The organism is Nostoc sp. WHI, from assembly GCF_015714725.1.
GTDB lineage: Bacteria > Cyanobacteriota > Cyanobacteriia > Cyanobacteriales > Nostocaceae > Nostoc.
This window is the reverse complement of the sequence record NZ_WBKM01000250.1, coordinates 14,674-29,408: the sequence shown is the minus strand read 5'-3', so window position 1 is coordinate 29,408 and position 14,735 is coordinate 14,674. Positions and strand designations below refer to the sequence as shown.

At 40.8% G+C, this 14,735-nt stretch carries 13 protein-coding genes; 8 read left to right on the top strand and 5 right to left on the bottom strand.

The features are described 5' to 3' along the window. Positions 1-109 precede the first annotated feature (109 nt). The gene (fabI, locus tag F8S12_RS25795; protein ID WP_196519148.1) at positions 110-886 is read right to left on the bottom strand and encodes an enoyl-ACP reductase FabI; all 777 of its coding nucleotides are present in this window, start codon (positions 884-886) and stop codon (positions 110-112) included. A 379-nt stretch (positions 887-1,265) separates the two neighbouring features. Between fabI and ntcA the strand changes: the two genes are divergently transcribed. From ntcA to ruvX, 3 genes are all read left to right on the top strand, one after another. Beyond that, positions 1,266-1,937 (top strand): global nitrogen regulator NtcA, encoded by a 672-nt coding sequence (gene ntcA / locus F8S12_RS25790; RefSeq protein ID WP_010998529.1) that lies wholly within the window; start codon positions 1,266-1,268, stop codon positions 1,935-1,937. Positions 1,938-2,105: 168 nt separating this feature from the next. Then, positions 2,106-3,596: a DUF3084 domain-containing protein gene (locus F8S12_RS25785; RefSeq protein ID WP_196519147.1), complete on the top strand. Its 1,491-nt coding sequence runs from the start codon at positions 2,106-2,108 to the stop codon at positions 3,594-3,596. A 142-nt stretch (positions 3,597-3,738) separates the two neighbouring features. Continuing rightward, on the top strand, positions 3,739-4,194 hold the full coding sequence (gene ruvX, locus F8S12_RS25780; RefSeq protein ID WP_196519146.1) for a Holliday junction resolvase RuvX: 456 nt from the start codon (positions 3,739-3,741) through the stop codon (positions 4,192-4,194). A gap of 66 nt (positions 4,195-4,260) precedes the next feature. On the opposite strand, the gene F8S12_RS25775 is transcribed toward ruvX, so the two are convergent. Together F8S12_RS25775 and F8S12_RS40960 are read right to left on the bottom strand one after the other, a co-directional pair. Continuing rightward, positions 4,261-4,524, bottom strand: a complete 264-nt coding sequence (locus F8S12_RS25775) for a DUF3146 family protein (protein WP_196519145.1) — start codon at positions 4,522-4,524, stop codon at positions 4,261-4,263. A gap of 376 nt (positions 4,525-4,900) precedes the next feature. After that, positions 4,901-5,662: a hypothetical protein gene (locus F8S12_RS40960; protein WP_230968275.1), complete on the bottom strand. Its 762-nt coding sequence runs from the start codon at positions 5,660-5,662 to the stop codon at positions 4,901-4,903. A gap of 156 nt (positions 5,663-5,818) precedes the next feature. Between F8S12_RS40960 and F8S12_RS25765 the strand changes: the two genes are divergently transcribed. Beyond that, entirely contained in the window at positions 5,819-6,685 is an 867-nt protein-coding gene (locus F8S12_RS25765) for an aldo/keto reductase (RefSeq protein ID WP_196519144.1), read from the top strand. 183 nt (positions 6,686-6,868) lie between these two features. After that, positions 6,869-7,669 (top strand): EndoU domain-containing protein, encoded by an 801-nt coding sequence (locus tag F8S12_RS25760; RefSeq protein WP_442946831.1) that lies wholly within the window; start codon positions 6,869-6,871, stop codon positions 7,667-7,669. 307 nt (positions 7,670-7,976) lie between these two features. On the opposite strand, the gene F8S12_RS25755 is transcribed toward F8S12_RS25760, so the two are convergent. Next, positions 7,977-9,596 carry an NAD(P)/FAD-dependent oxidoreductase gene (locus tag F8S12_RS25755; protein WP_196519142.1) on the bottom strand — a complete coding sequence of 540 codons (1,620 nt, stop codon included), beginning with the start codon at positions 9,594-9,596 and terminating at the stop codon, positions 7,977-7,979. Positions 9,597-9,821: 225 nt separating this feature from the next. Here F8S12_RS25755 and F8S12_RS25750 point away from each other — a divergent pair, with 225 nt between their 5' ends. Genes F8S12_RS25750 through F8S12_RS25740 form a run of 3 tightly spaced genes read left to right on the top strand, consistent with a single transcriptional unit; the run spans position 9,822 to position 11,702 of the window. Next, positions 9,822-10,553 carry a hypothetical protein gene (locus tag F8S12_RS25750; RefSeq protein ID WP_196519141.1) on the top strand — a complete coding sequence of 244 codons (732 nt, stop codon included), beginning with the start codon at positions 9,822-9,824 and terminating at the stop codon, positions 10,551-10,553. 59 nt (positions 10,554-10,612) lie between these two features. Then, entirely contained in the window at positions 10,613-11,278 is a 666-nt protein-coding gene (locus F8S12_RS40955; protein WP_230968274.1) for a hypothetical protein, read from the top strand. Next, positions 11,262-11,702, top strand: coding sequence for a DUF7689 domain-containing protein (locus tag F8S12_RS25740; protein ID WP_196519140.1), 441 nt, complete (start codon positions 11,262-11,264; stop codon positions 11,700-11,702). The genes F8S12_RS40955 and F8S12_RS25740 overlap by 17 nt, the downstream gene beginning before the upstream one ends. A 226-nt stretch (positions 11,703-11,928) precedes the next feature. On the opposite strand, the gene F8S12_RS25735 is transcribed toward F8S12_RS25740, so the two are convergent. Continuing rightward, the gene (locus F8S12_RS25735) at positions 11,929-14,406 is read right to left on the bottom strand and encodes a dynamin-like GTPase family protein (RefSeq protein WP_196519139.1); all 2,478 of its coding nucleotides are present in this window, start codon (positions 14,404-14,406) and stop codon (positions 11,929-11,931) included. Positions 14,407-14,735: the final 329 nt, after the last annotated feature.

Below are 14,735 nucleotides of genomic sequence, written 5' to 3'. Positions count from 1 at the left end.
GGGGAGTGGGGAGTGGGGAATGTGGAATGGGAAATGTGGAATGGGCAAGAATAATTGTTCGCTTGCTCTCCCTACTCCCTACTCCCTACTCCCCACTCCCAAAATTATCTTACATTCCCATAATTTCATATCCTGCATCTACATAGAGAACTTGTCCGGTAATGCCACTGGACAAATCACTACACAAGAAAGCCGCAGCGTTGCCAACTTCTAGCTGAGTAACGGTGCGTTTTAGGGGAGCTACTTTCTCTACATGATGAATCATATCCAAAATACCGCCCACTGCTGAAGATGCCAAAGTGCGGATGGGGCCTGCGGAGATGGCATTGACGCGGATATTTTGCGGCCCCAGTTCAGCGGCCAAGTAACGCACACTCATTTCTAACCCCGCTTTGGCAACTCCCATAACGTTATAGTTGGGAATTGCTTTGACGCCGCCTAAATATGTGAGGGTGACGATACTACCTCCCTCTGTCATCAAAGGTTTAGCCGCACCACTTAACTGCATCAGTGAATAGGTGCTGATTTCTAAGGCAGTGTTGAAGCCAGAACGAGAAGTTTGGCTAAAATCTCCAGTCAAATCGTCTTTGTTGGCAAAGGCAAGACAGTGAATAAGGATATCTAGCTTTCCCCACTTCTCGCGTACTGTTTCAAAGGTAGATTGAATTTGTTCGTCGTTTTGGACATTACAGGGAAGAAATAAGCTGGGGTTAAGGGGTTCTACCAATTCCGCAACTTTTGTCTCCATTTTGCCGCGTTCATCCGGCAGGTAGGTAATACCCAGGTTTGCTCCGGCTTTGTGCAGCTGTTGGGCAATGCCCCAAGCGATCGAGCGGTTATTGGCAATACCTGTAACAAGGGCATTTTTTCCAGTCAGATTTAGCATATAAATTGTTAATGCGATCGATCATTAGGAGCATACTAGAATCTGAGGCACGTTTTGTCTTTGTTTTACACAGGATTTGCAAAAATGAATATTAGCAGGGGTGTTTGTTGTGACAAAATTCTTGATTCTTCATAAAGATATTCTAAAAATATCTTTATTTGTTCTTTAAAAAACCTTGTTAATACACCTATTGGAAGTACTTATCAACAACTAATAGCTGAAAGGATCAACAATTATGTATCATTATAAACAAAGAGTTATGAAGAGATTAGTTTGAGTATAGGAAAGTACAGAAAGGTTGACGGTGCTTTATTCATTTTTCAGGTGTATTCTTAGGTAATTAGTTTTTGTTTTTCCGGCATTGGGTAGGGGAAGGGAGATGATCGTGACACAAGATAAAGCCCTAGCAAATGTTTTTCGTCAGATGGCGACTGGGGCGTTTCCGCCAGTTGTAGAAACGTTTGAACGCAATAAAACGATCTTTTTTCCTGGCGATCCTGCCGAACGAGTTTATTTTCTTTTGAAAGGTGCTGTTAAACTTTCCAGGGTGTACGAGGCAGGAGAGGAAATAACGGTAGCGTTGCTGCGGGAAAATAGTGTTTTTGGTGTATTGTCATTGCTGACAGGAAATAAGTCGGATCGGTTTTACCATGCGGTTGCATTTACGCCTGTGGAATTACTGTCAGCGCCAATTGAACAAGTGGAGCAAGCACTCAAGGAAAATCCAGAATTATCAATGTTAATGCTGCGCGGTTTGTCTTCGCGCATTTTACAAACAGAGATGATGATTGAAACTCTCGCTCACCGAGATATGGGTTCCAGGTTGGTGAGTTTTTTGTTAATTCTTTGTCGGGATTTTGGGGTTCCTTGTGCAGATGGAATCACAATTGATTTGAAGTTATCTCATCAAGCGATCGCTGAGGCAATTGGTTCAACTCGTGTTACCGTTACTAGGCTACTGGGAGATTTGCGTGAAAAAAAGATGATTTCTATTCACAAAAAGAAGATTACTGTGCATAAACCTGTTACCTTAAGTAGGCAGTTCACATAAATGCAATTGGAGTCAGGGGAATCGGCGTGTGTTGTGTTTTTAAAGATGACACTAATAGCTAGAGGTAAATCTAAAAGTGAGTAATTTCAGCTATTGCCAATCTCCACTTCTCTATAGGCAATGGTTAAAAGTAGTAGGCTGTATCTGGAAGGATTTCGGTAGCTAAAGATGACCACCGGATACATCCTCATCGCAGCAATTTTAATTCTGGGAGGCGTAATTGCCACCGTGGGCGATCGCATCGGCACACGAGTTGGCAAAGCTCGCCTCTCACTTTTTAACCTTCGTCCGAAAAACACTGCTGTAGTAGTAACTATTTTTACGGGTGGTTTGATTTCAGCATCAACCTTAGGGATTTTATTCGCTGCCGATGAAGGCTTGCGAAAAGGAGTTTTTGAGTTAGAAGATATTCAAACAGACCTCAGGCAGAAGCGGGAACAGCTAAAAACCGCAGAAACTCAGAAAAGTCAGGCAGAGAGTGAGCTAAACCAGGCAAGAATTGCCCAAACAAAAGCCCAACAAGACTTGCAGGTAATCAATCAATCCTTGCAGGCGGCCAATGCTAAACAACGCCAAACACAAGCTCAGTTGAACAGCACCATTAATCAACAAGCCCAAACTCAAACTCAACTTCAACGCACTCAAGGTAAACTAGATAAAGTTGTAACTCAGTACCAAAGAGCCATAGCTGAATTGCAAAGCGTTTATAACCAGAGAAAAGAGCTACAGGCGGCAGTTGAACTACTCAAAACAGAACGTCAACGACTGTATGCCGAAGCTAAAAAAGCGATTGACGAAGCCAAAGCAGCCATTGGAAGACGCGATCGCGAACTTGCTAACCGTCAAGAAGCCATAGAAGCGCGCGATCAAAAAATTGCCCAACTAGATCAACTGATTCAAAAGCGTAACCTCGAAGTTGCGGCACGAGAGGAAGTAATTATCAAACGGGAATTTCGCCTCAAAGAATTGGAAGGACAACAGCAATCTCTAGAGCAGGAAGTTGCAAGACTAGAAAAATATTATCAGTCGTACCGCGACCTGCGTCTGGGTAAGCTTGCCTTAGTTCGCGGTCAAGTTCTGGCCGCTGGTGTAGTTCGTGTTACCCAACCTTTTGCTGCTCGCCAGGCGGTGGGACAAATTTTACAAGAAGCCAATCGGAACGCCAACCTGGAATTAAGTGAGCCTGGTGCAAATCCGGCAAATGTAGAGCTAGTGCGCGTGACTCAGGAGAGAGTTGAGCAATTGAGCAAACAGATTGGCGATGGTCAAGAATACGTGGTGCGAATTTTCTCGGCTGGTAATTACGTCAGGGGAGAAAAGCAGATCGAATTTTTCGCCGATACAGCGCGGAATCAATTGGTTTTTTTGGGAGGCGCACAGCTAGCCACAACTACTGCCGATCCCCAAACTATGACATCTTATCAATTACAGCAACGGCTGGAACTATTGATTTCTGCTTCCCAATTTCGGGCGCGTAATGCCGGAATTATCGAAAATGTCCAAGTAGAGGGGGCTTTTCTGCGCTTTGTCGCCCAACTAAGACAGTCTAATCAATCATTGGAGATTAAAGCGATCGCAGCACAGGACACCTATACAGCCGGGCCATTGAGAGTAAAATTAGTGGCAATAGTCAACGGACAAATTATTTTTAGCACTTAAAAAATATTTGCACACTGTTATTATTCAGGAGGCAGGAGGCAAGAGGCAAGAGGCAAGAGGCAAGAGGCAGGAGGAACCCATACTTAAAGACGTAGGACTATGATTGTATTTGTTTATTTTTAATTTTTAATTTATATTTCTTATGAATTTCCGTGAATTTTCACCAACGCAACCAGTCATCTTGGGATTTGATCCAGGTCGGGATAAGTGTGGTTTAGCGGTGATGGGACTGGATCGGCAACTGTATTATCATCAGGTCGTATTAGCAAAAGAGGCGATCGCTACCATTGAGACACTGCGACAAAAGTTTCCTATCTCTTTGATGGTGATGGGCGACCAAACTACAGCCAAGCAGTGGAAACAGCAATTATATCAGGAATTAACAACAGCCCTAAATATCATTTTAGTAGATGAGCGCTACACAACCTTAGAAGCCCGCGATCGCTATTGGCAAATGTACCCACCCAAAGGGCTAACAAAGCTATTGCCAAAGGGTATGCGACAGCCTCCAAGACCGATAGATGACATTGTTGCCATCCTCTTAATCGAAAGATACTTAAATCGCCTCACTGCTGATTCAGCAGTCAACCAATTTTAGATTTTAGATTTTTTCTTCAATCCAAAATCCAAAATCTAAAATCCAAAATTGAATGGCTCCTAACTTTTAAAGTTCCGCCCGAATAATAAAAGCATAATCTCCTCCAGGCTCTAGCTGGTAATCTTGTTGCTCCAAAAATCGACCGAGGGGTTCTTTAATTAAGGCGCGGCCTTGGGAAGGCTTGACGGCAAGTTCTCCCCGGCGAAAATGCCACTGGAAATGCCACTCAAACTCACCCGCGCTCACTTCGCCCTCAAGGAAGCCGTGTTGCCAGGATTGGCGGGTAATTCTGACATGGGCAATGGTTTCTGGCAGACGTTTTGCACTCACAATGCTTTATGTCAAGTGTGGAATAACAGCCGATCGTGTAGGCTACTTATTTTATTTACCAAACATAACTTAATTAGACAAACTGACAAAGTGGGTATTTCTAGTTGATTGGGTTGTGTTAGCCGGACAACTTCAGTATTCTAAAGTCGCTGCTATAACCCAATACAGTTCAGATAAGCCCAAAGCCCTCATGTAGAGACGCGATTTATCGCGTCTTCAAAGACCAATTATTTACACACCAATAACGCTTAATTGAACCATATTAGGCTATAACCTGCGCGAACTTAATACCGAAAAGCCTGGTTCGATAGGCTTTGTTTGTAAGCCGATAATTTCAGTCTCAGGGCGTAGCGGCGCGTAGTGCGGGTAATTTCTGTTAATATTTTAGGAATAAGTGTATCCGAGAAACTGCATCTCTAATCCTCTTTTCACCAGTATATTGTGGGTTAATTGGAATTTCTTGGCCAGATTTCAGGACAATTACAACCCGATAAAGCTTAGAATATTTAAATTGCTTTTCTTGAATATCAAAACGCAGAATGTTTTCTAGTGGATGTTCGATAATTTTGTTACCACGCAAACTTTTACGTTCTATAAATACCTGATTAAGACTCTTATAGAAAGTGCAAGTAGTTACAGGTGATGTTGCAAAATAAACTGTGATCGCCATAATAATCAATATAAATAAACTTAAGAAAAATAGATAATTTCGCTGATTTTGCTGCACTAATAGGGAAGTTTGCCCAGAGTTGATAAAATCGTTGATTTTCAAGGCAACTTCTTGATTCTCTTGATAGCTAATATGTGATAGCAGCGCAAAGTCTCGAAATGGAGTCACAATTATAACTTGATAGGTTTTTCCCCCTTTACTACCACTCTTGGTCATGATGTATACTTCCTGGGGATCAAACATTTTAAGTTTATCCATACTTCCTAGCAAATTAAACCGCTTCAATTCACAGTTAACTTGGCTTGGTAAGATGCGATCGCAACTTATTTTAACTGAAGCAGAATCAAAAACTAAGCAGTAAATCAAAAAGCTTAAACAGATAGTAAAAATGCACCACCCGCTAAACCAATAACTGAGTGGTCGATGCTTTAGCTGCAATCTGGTACGGGTTTCCTCTACAATTTTCATCTGTGTATAGAATACTTAACTCCTTGAGTAGAGTATTCCCTTCGTAGCCTATTTAATTATCGCCAAGTCTAAGTACTAGGGAAGATTTCTGATAAATCGCTAAAAAAGCTTTGGCTAACTGATAGATAATTGGGGCAGAAAGCTATAGCTAGAAGCATGGAAACCAAACAACTAGGAAAAACTGGTATCTTTGTGAGTGCGATTGGTTTGGGTGGTATGCCCATGTCAATTTCTAATCGTCCTCCCGAATCGCAATCAATCCAAGTTATTCATCGGGCCTTGGATCTCGGTATTACATTTATTGACACCGCCGACTCCTACTGCAAAGACGAGTCAGATAAGCACCACAACGAGCAATTAATTCACAAGGCACTTACTAGTTACAAAGGCGATGTTAGCCAAGTGATTGTAGCAACTAAGGGCGGTTTGATGCGTCCCAATGGCAACTGGACAAGCAACGGCAACCCCGAACATTTACGCCAAACAATTCGAGTCAGTTTTGAGGCTTTGGGTGGTGCTAAACCCATCGATGTTTGGCAATACCATTCTCCCGATACTAATTACACCATTGAAGAATCCCTTACACCAGTTAAAGAAGCAGTAGAGGCTGGTTTAATTCGGTTTGTGGGAGTTTCTAACTTTTCCGTTGAACAAATTAAGCAGGCGCGGGATGTGGTGGATATTGTCTCGGTGCAGAATCAATACAGCCCTTGGCAACGACAGCCAGAAAATGACGGCGTGTTGAAGTATTGCGAACAGCAAGGATTGACATTTTTGCCTTGGAGTCCCTTTGGTGGTAGGCGTCGCCATGAGGACTTGCAAGATATCCCTGCGATCGCTCAGTTAGCTAAAGAAAAAGGCGTGTCAGTGTATAATATCGTTTTGGCGTGGTTGTGTTCCAAGTCGCCCGCTATTTTGCCAATTCCTGGTGCTAGCAAAATTTCCAGCATTGAAGACTCAGCACAAGCTATCAATGTGAAACTATCTAATGAAGAAGTGCAAAAAATTGATCGGGCAACTTAATCATTTTATTAGCTATTCCAAGTCAACAGACTTTTAGAGGACTTCATCAACCCGGTTTATTAAAAAAACCGGGTTTTTAAGAAAGTAGGCTATACATCAAATTAAACTTGATGTAGTACTATCATCTAAGTAATTAATTTAAAATTTATGCAGCCAAGTTCTGTAATCAATAAGTCAAAGCAAATGGTAAGGATGTTTGCTGTTTTGCTACTGGTTTCCCCTTTTTGCTGGCAAAATTCAGTGAACGCGCAGCCTCAGCCAGATCCGCAACTTCTGCCGTTTTTTGATAATGTAGATAACCCCGTTCCTGTTCGTTTCCCTCCAGGACAACAGGTAGATATCACACCACCACCACCGCAGTTAAATTCTTTTGACCAAGCTGTACTAAAACTCTGTGGCCCTATTGGTACTAAAGTTAGTTCCAATAATTTTAAAAAATTGTTATCTTATTATCCAGATGTAGTGCAGAAACTTCAGCAAGCTAGCGGCGGTGAACTTCGTCCGGGACGGCGTAACAAAGCAAACTTTATTGAAGATTTAACTAATATTTGGTTCAAACGTCGCGGGTTTGAACATATATTTTGTGGCGAAATATATAACGCCAATGATATTGGTGGCTTACATTTTTACGGCAGATATTTACAGTTACAAAATGAAAAAATAGGCGGACGCCTGGCAAATAATCAGGGACGAGAGGAAGTTGTTTCTAATGTAATTTATACAATGGGTATAGTAATTAAGCAGGAAAATCGTACAGTAACAGATGTCATCAAAGGCTATGGCTACCTCAGCAACGCCGAAGAAATGCTTTTAGATGCCACCAAAATATTTAAACTCCAAGGGAACAGTGAGGGAGCGTGTATTTATAATGTGCGTGACCAAGAAACGGGTATATCCTTTCCTACAGTTTTTGTGAGGAAAGAAAAAGCGATCATTACCTATTATCCTGATGCTACTCCTCAGGGGACAAAATGTAAAAGTTAAGTAGTTATCCATCCATCTTGGTTGAATATTAGCATCGGAATTTATCATCGCGTCTCCCACAATCGTAGCTTTTTAACAGCCGATCGCTCTTAACCGAATGGTACTAAGAAAAGCCCAAAGGCTTGTGTCACCTCGTTCCCAGTCTAAGACTGGGAATGTATTCTGAGAGGCTCTGCCTCTCGTCAAGAAAGAGGAGGCGGAGCCTCCCAATAGGATTCCCAGCCTAGAGGCTGGGAACCAGTCAGGGCAAGTGCTGTATCTTAACTTAGTGCCATTCCGCTCTTAACCCAAAATCGCATTCACTATTTCAGATTTTACGATTGCAATTCCGTAAAATACTTAAAGCCACCGCCTCCGCCACCTTAATACCATCGATACCAGCCGAGAGAATCCCCCCTGCGTATCCCGCTCCTTCACCAGCCGGATAAAGACCGACTGTATTCAAACTCTGATAATTCTCATTACGTTTAATCCGAATCGGTGACGATGTGCGGGTTTCCACCCCAGTCAACACGGCATCATCCATCGCAAATCCTTTAATTTGTTTATCAAAAGCGGGAAGTGCTTCACGGATGGCGGCGATCGCATAATCTGGTAAACTCTGGCTCAAATCACCTAAATGTACCCCAGGTGTATAAGACGGCTTAACTGTGCCCAATGCCGTAGAGGGGCGATGGTTGAGAAAGTCTCCCACCAACTGCCCTGGAGCTTCATAAGTCCCGCCGCCTAACTCAAATGCCTGTTCTTCCAAGCGCCGTTGAAAGTCAATTCCCGCCAAAGCGTTGCCCGGATAATCATCGGGGGTGATGCCCACAACGATCGCACTGTTGGCATTGCGCTCATTACGAGAGTATTGGCTCATCCCATTGGTGACAAGTCGCCCCGGCTCTGATGCGGCTGCAACCACCAAACCCCCTGGACACATACAAAAACTATAGACGGAACGATTATTTTCACAGTGGTGAACCAGTTTGTAATCGGCAGCGCCTAAAATCTTATGACCAGCTTGAGCGCCGAAACGACATTGGTCGATGAGAGACTGAGGATGTTCAACTCGAAAGCCGATAGAAAATGGTTTAGCCTCAATGTAAACCCCGCGATCAAATAGCATTTGAAAAGTATCGCGGGCGCTGTGACCCACCGCCAGAACCACATGATCGCTGGCGATATATTCCCCACTGGCGAGGGTGATTCCCCGCACCTGTCCATTTTCGATGTTGATATCTTCAACCCGACTTTCAAAGCGAATTTCGCCACCGAGGGATTCGATTTGGGCGCGGATACTTTGGACGATTCCGACTAGTTTGAATGTGCCGATGTGCGGTTTATTAATATAGAGAATTTCCGGTGAGGCTCCCGCATTGACGAGTTCGGTTAGTACCTTGCGTCCGTAATGCTGAGGATCTTTGACCTGACTATAAAGTTTGCCATCAGAGAATGTACCTGCACCACCTTCGCCAAACTGGGCATTGGATTCGGGGTTGAAGTCTGATTTTTTCTTCCAAAAGCCAAAAGTATCAACGGTGCGATCGCGGACTTTTTTGCCACGTTCTAAAATGATTGGGCAAAAGCCCATTTGCGCGAGCATTAAACCCGCAAACAAGCCGCAAGGCCCTGTACCAATGATGATGGGGCGAATCGCCAAATTGCTGATAGCTCGTGCCACTGGGCGATAACTCATGTCTGGCGTAACCATTACATGAGGATCTTTTTTCAGGCGCTTGAGTAGATGAGTCTCCTGAGTCGTTTCTACATCCAGAATATAAACAAGGGTGATCTCTCCTTTCTTACGGGCATCGTAGCTACGCTTGAAGATGGAATAGCTGATCAATTCTTCGTCCGTGATTTGCAGCTTTTTGAGGATGGCAGTCTTGATCTCATCTTCAGGATGATCAAGCGGGAGCTTTACTTCTGTTAGTCGTAACATAGCGAGGAGAAATTCATGCTGTCTTTTAAAATATTAATCAAAATTACTGTGGCGCGATCGCGTAGCTCACCGTAGGCATCGCCTATTTCCTTTCGAGGCTTAAACAAGACTGCTCATCCTTTATAGTAAAAATGTAATGTGTATACATTTCAGTACTGCAAAGTACACTACAATTGCTGCATAGTATTTGTGCTTCAAGTATTTTTAGTAAGAGTGGGATAATTTATGGATTTAAAAATTCCTGATCAGTATAAATCTGGGATTGAATTTCTTTTAAACACTGATGATGATGTTATTGATGTAATTATATCAGTTTTACGGGATTTTCCTCCGACTCTCGAAAACGTTGTATATAAAATTTCTGAAAAAATAGTTCAGACACAAAAACTTGATAGGCGTACTGCTGTAAATGTTGTTGTTACTCTAGTATCTTTAAGGCAATTATACAAAGAACAAAACTTGTCTAATGAAGCTATTGTGGCTTTGGTCAGTAGTTCTATAGAACAAGATGCTGAATTTGCTGAATTTTTCAAATCAGAGCAAATAGAACCTTTTAAACAGAGGTTATCCAGCCTACTAAAAGCTTTAGAAAGTATTGCTTTTTCTTTAGATATTTTGGATAAAGCTTCTGATTTACTGATTGAACATGAGCGAATATTTTCAGACTCAAGGATTGTTACTGATATCAGACCTGTATTTGACTCAGAAACTGAGAGAAAATTAGAAGCTGTTGTTTTAACTTATACACTTAGAATCCAATATAAAGATGCAGAGGGAACTAAAGAATTTTATGTAGCTCTTGACTCAGATGATTTAGAAAATTTGCATGAGCAAATAGTTATTGCAATAGACAATAGAGAGGCTCTTGGATCTGTTTTAAAAAAAGCAGAAATAGAGTGTATAAACCCTGCACTAGAAAGTGAAGTGTTAGAAAATATAGAAGATGACGATGAATAACAAGATTGATTTAACCGTATAAATATCAAAAATTTCCAATCAACAATTAGGGTAGGAATATGGTGATATTAGAAAAAGCGAAAGATAAAATAAACTTTTGGACTCAAAAAGTAAATACTAAAAAATTAAGCAAATATTCGCATTTTCCTAAATTTCGCAGACTTTGTGTCTCTCCTGTGTCAATTCAGGAAAATTACAGTAGTTTCAATTTACTCAAAGATAATAACTACGATATTTATTTGAGTAATCAACTTAAAACTGAAACAAGCAAATCAGCGTTATTGAGAACTAAAAGCTGGAGGCAAGAGCCTTTTCTTGGGAGAGAAGAAAAAGTGTTGTATGTTTATTCTGAACAATCTTTACTGCAAAAAAGTAAACCTCAGAAAGCAAAGCAAACAAGAAACCGTCCGTCAAGTTATCTATTAAGGCAAGCAGAGCTAAAAGACACTTTCATTAAACTTGGCTTACAATGGCGTAGCGAAACCAAGCATATGTCATTAATGAGTGATATCATTTTACACACTGCATATCAACAAATAATAGGCATGGGGACAGATGCAGTGCCTTTAATTCTTGAAGAACTAAGCAGAGAGCCGGAACACTGGTTTTGGGCATTAAGATCCATCACTGGAGCTAATCCTATTAAGCCAGAAGATAGAGGGAGGCTAAAAAAAATGGCAGAGGCTTGGTTGGATTGGGGTAGACAGCATGGATACAAATGCTGAACTTGAAGCTGATTGGCCTAACTTAGCCATGACTACATACGAAATCACAAGCAAATTCACATCTGAATACAATTGCATTGCTTGGGCAATTAATAATGAAGATGACCGTTGGTGGTCTCCTACTCCCGGAGAGGATTATTACTGGCCTGAGAGTGCCCCTAGAGAGCAAACACTACAAGCATTTACTATTGCATTCCAAATTTGCGGTTACGAAATATCCACTAATGCGGAAATTGAAGCTGGATTTGAAAAGATTGCTATATATCTAAAAGAAAACGGTGAGCCACAGCACGTAGCTAAACAGTTAGATGATGGTATGTGGACTAGCAAACTTGGAAGATATGAAGATATAAAGCACGAACTTGATGGATTGGTTGGTGAAATCTACGGAAATGTGCAACAGTTTATGAAACGTGCTTTATAGGATTTTGATGAGATTATTTTGTCTAAGTTAGCAACTTTATATGTGTTGCCTCCGAAGTCCAAAACATCACCTTCATTATACTCGATTAGCTTTAATCCATCTTCAATATCAACCTCAATTTTTTGAAATTTTTCTACTTTACGCAAAGCTGTAGTTTATGAGCGCTAAAGTCACTAACTAGAAGCTACACAGATCCAAAACTAGTTGTGTTTATCTGATATTAATACTAAACCTCTGCTACTTCATCAAGTAACCCATCTGAAATCACAAATCCATTACTAGTAAATTTGCCATCAGCATCTAATAAATCAGGAGTAACACATACATCTGCATTACTAATTACAGGCAATAAATGGTCATATAATTGCATCGCCTGTAAACAAGTATTGATACTAGAAGCTGCTGAATTATATGCTTCAATATCTTCTCCAGTAGCATTCCATAATCGCCGATTAGCCGCAATTTTTTCCTCAGCTTCTTGTTGCAGTGTTTTTTCTACATAAGCACGCGCCTGTGGGTACTGCTGTAAAATTTCATCTGCTTGGTTTTCGGCCATTGGTAACAACTGAGTTTTGAGAATTTGGTTAATAGTTTGACGGAAAGATTTACGAATAGTGTGGGAAACTTTTGGCTCAAAATCTAATTTCAATAACTGCCTAATTGCTGGCTCTGCTTCCACGATACTTTCAGCGTCGTAACCTTGAGAAGTTTGTAATAAAGTCTGGCGAAATTGATATATAGAAAAAGTGCCTTCATCGTAAAATCTCGGACTTTCTCGCACATAGCGATCGCACTCTACACTAGCTGCACTCACTAATGCTTGAGTAACTAGTTTTTCTAAAATTCTGATCTCTTGTTCAATTCCGCCATCATTATCTAATAAACGATACAATTGGCGATAATATTCTGACTTGCGAATCTTTTCAATTAACCGTTGGAAATAATTCCCAACTACTTGCTGAGAGGAGTTAACCAAAATATCTTCTAATTGATTTGCTAAGTAATAGAATGCTTCTACTAAAATAGCAAGTAAAGGTGCCGTAGCATTGCGAGGATGACTGATGGTTGCACGTCGATAAGCATAAGCTACAGAAAAAGTATCTAGTAATTCATCTAGACGGCGAATCATTCGTGATTGCAATTGTTTAAAATCTGCTTCAAAAGCATCGCAGGAATTATTAATTATTTGGTTAACTTCTGCTTTGATATGCTCACTAAAGTCTCTCCCAATTTGCTGGAGTTGCTGATTTAGGCGTTGCAACTCTTGCGCCTTCATAGTTTCAATTTCTTGTGGCTGACTATCTAAATCCCTTTGTACATTCTGATAATGTTTCTTCAGTTTAATACAAACGTCTTCCAAGTCATTAGCAAGATTTTTAAACAATTGCGGACGCTTTTCTTCAGTCAGATAGCGAGTAATAGCTGTGCGAAATTCCTCAATACCACTATCTTGAATTAGCTGTTCTATAAGTTCGTTTCCCGAATCTTTCAAAATCCGCACATAATTTTGATTAGGAGTTTCAAAACTGTTTACAGAAATGCGGAACTTACTAGCTGACAATTTACCTGAGTTAGCACAGTAACGATTAAACTCATTAATAAATTGTGGTGTTTCCTCTTTCCCATCCAAACCTTTGATACTTTCTGCGAAAACAGAATCTAAACCAAATCTATCTTGTTGGCTTGTTTGTTTAATCTGACTTCCATAAAATCCTAGTAATCCACTGGTTTTATAAACCTTGCTTGGATTGCGAAATTGTCCACTAATTAAATCATCTAATCGTTGTCGTAGCTGGGTGTTGTACCAAGTTTCATCGATCCGGTTAAAGATATAAAAAACGCGATCGCGTACTCCACTATTCTCCCGCATTAATTCCAAAAGTTTTGTTTCTTCTTTTGTCATGTCACCCGCCGCAGCAGCTTTTAACACACACACTACCGCCGAAGTATCAGGATGTTGAATTTTGGCATAAGTTAGTTCTGCATCTTTTTCAATCGGTGCATCGATACCCGGCGTGTCAACAATTACATTACCATCTTGTAGTAGAGGATGATTACAGTAATATTCTATCCGCTTCAATACTGCACTATTGCTACCACGACGCGCATATCCAGCCGCTTCCTTGAGATTAGAAAAGTTAAATTGCTCCATTGAATATGTAGCATTATTAACTGTGTTGATGCGATCGCGGTTTGCTATATATCCCTCTACCAGCAACATTAACGCCTTCGCCTGTTTTGCACGTTCTGATTTATTCTCACCACCCTCCTGCTCAATAATAGTTTCAGAATATTGACGTAGCAAGTTAATTAAATCAGGTTGGTTGATATTAGGTACTGTCTTAAATCCTAGTTGCTGACACAAAGAAACTACTTGTTCTCGAATCTCTGCTTCACTTAAAAAGGTCAAAATAACACGTTCTTTATCTACTTCTGCATACTCGATTTTGCATTCTGTACCTGTAGCATGTCCCTCTGCACTGTATAGTAATTCTCTCTCTAATAGTGCGTTGATTAGCATTGATTTACCAGCACTAAAAGCACCTGCAAATACAATCTCAAACTTTGGAGAAATCGCCTTACTTAAAGAAGTTTGTACAGATGTAATATCTTGAGAACGTAGCGTTGGTTCTTGCTGTAAAAGTTGTAATATTGACTCAACTTGCTCTTTCAAATTTTTGTACTGAAGCGGTAGATTTGACATATTCAACATCCTGACAATATTTATGTATATATTAGTAATATTTATTGTCTTGATGGCTCAGTAAAATTCCTGATAATTGTAATGCTATTTAGTTGCTGAATATTATCTAAACGACTAATAAAAGTTTTTGTTATTAGATTAAAATCCCATGACGCTTTAAGAGGTTGTTTGAAAAGTGTTTTGCTGTGACTTTAGGCACTTTTAGATCCCCCCTAACCCCCCTTAAAAAGCTATGGTGTACACACAAGTCATCGAATTACCCGAAATCCTTGGAAAACCTCACCCTGTCCTGGCGGACATCCCTCTCCTTAGCAAGGAGAGGGACAGGT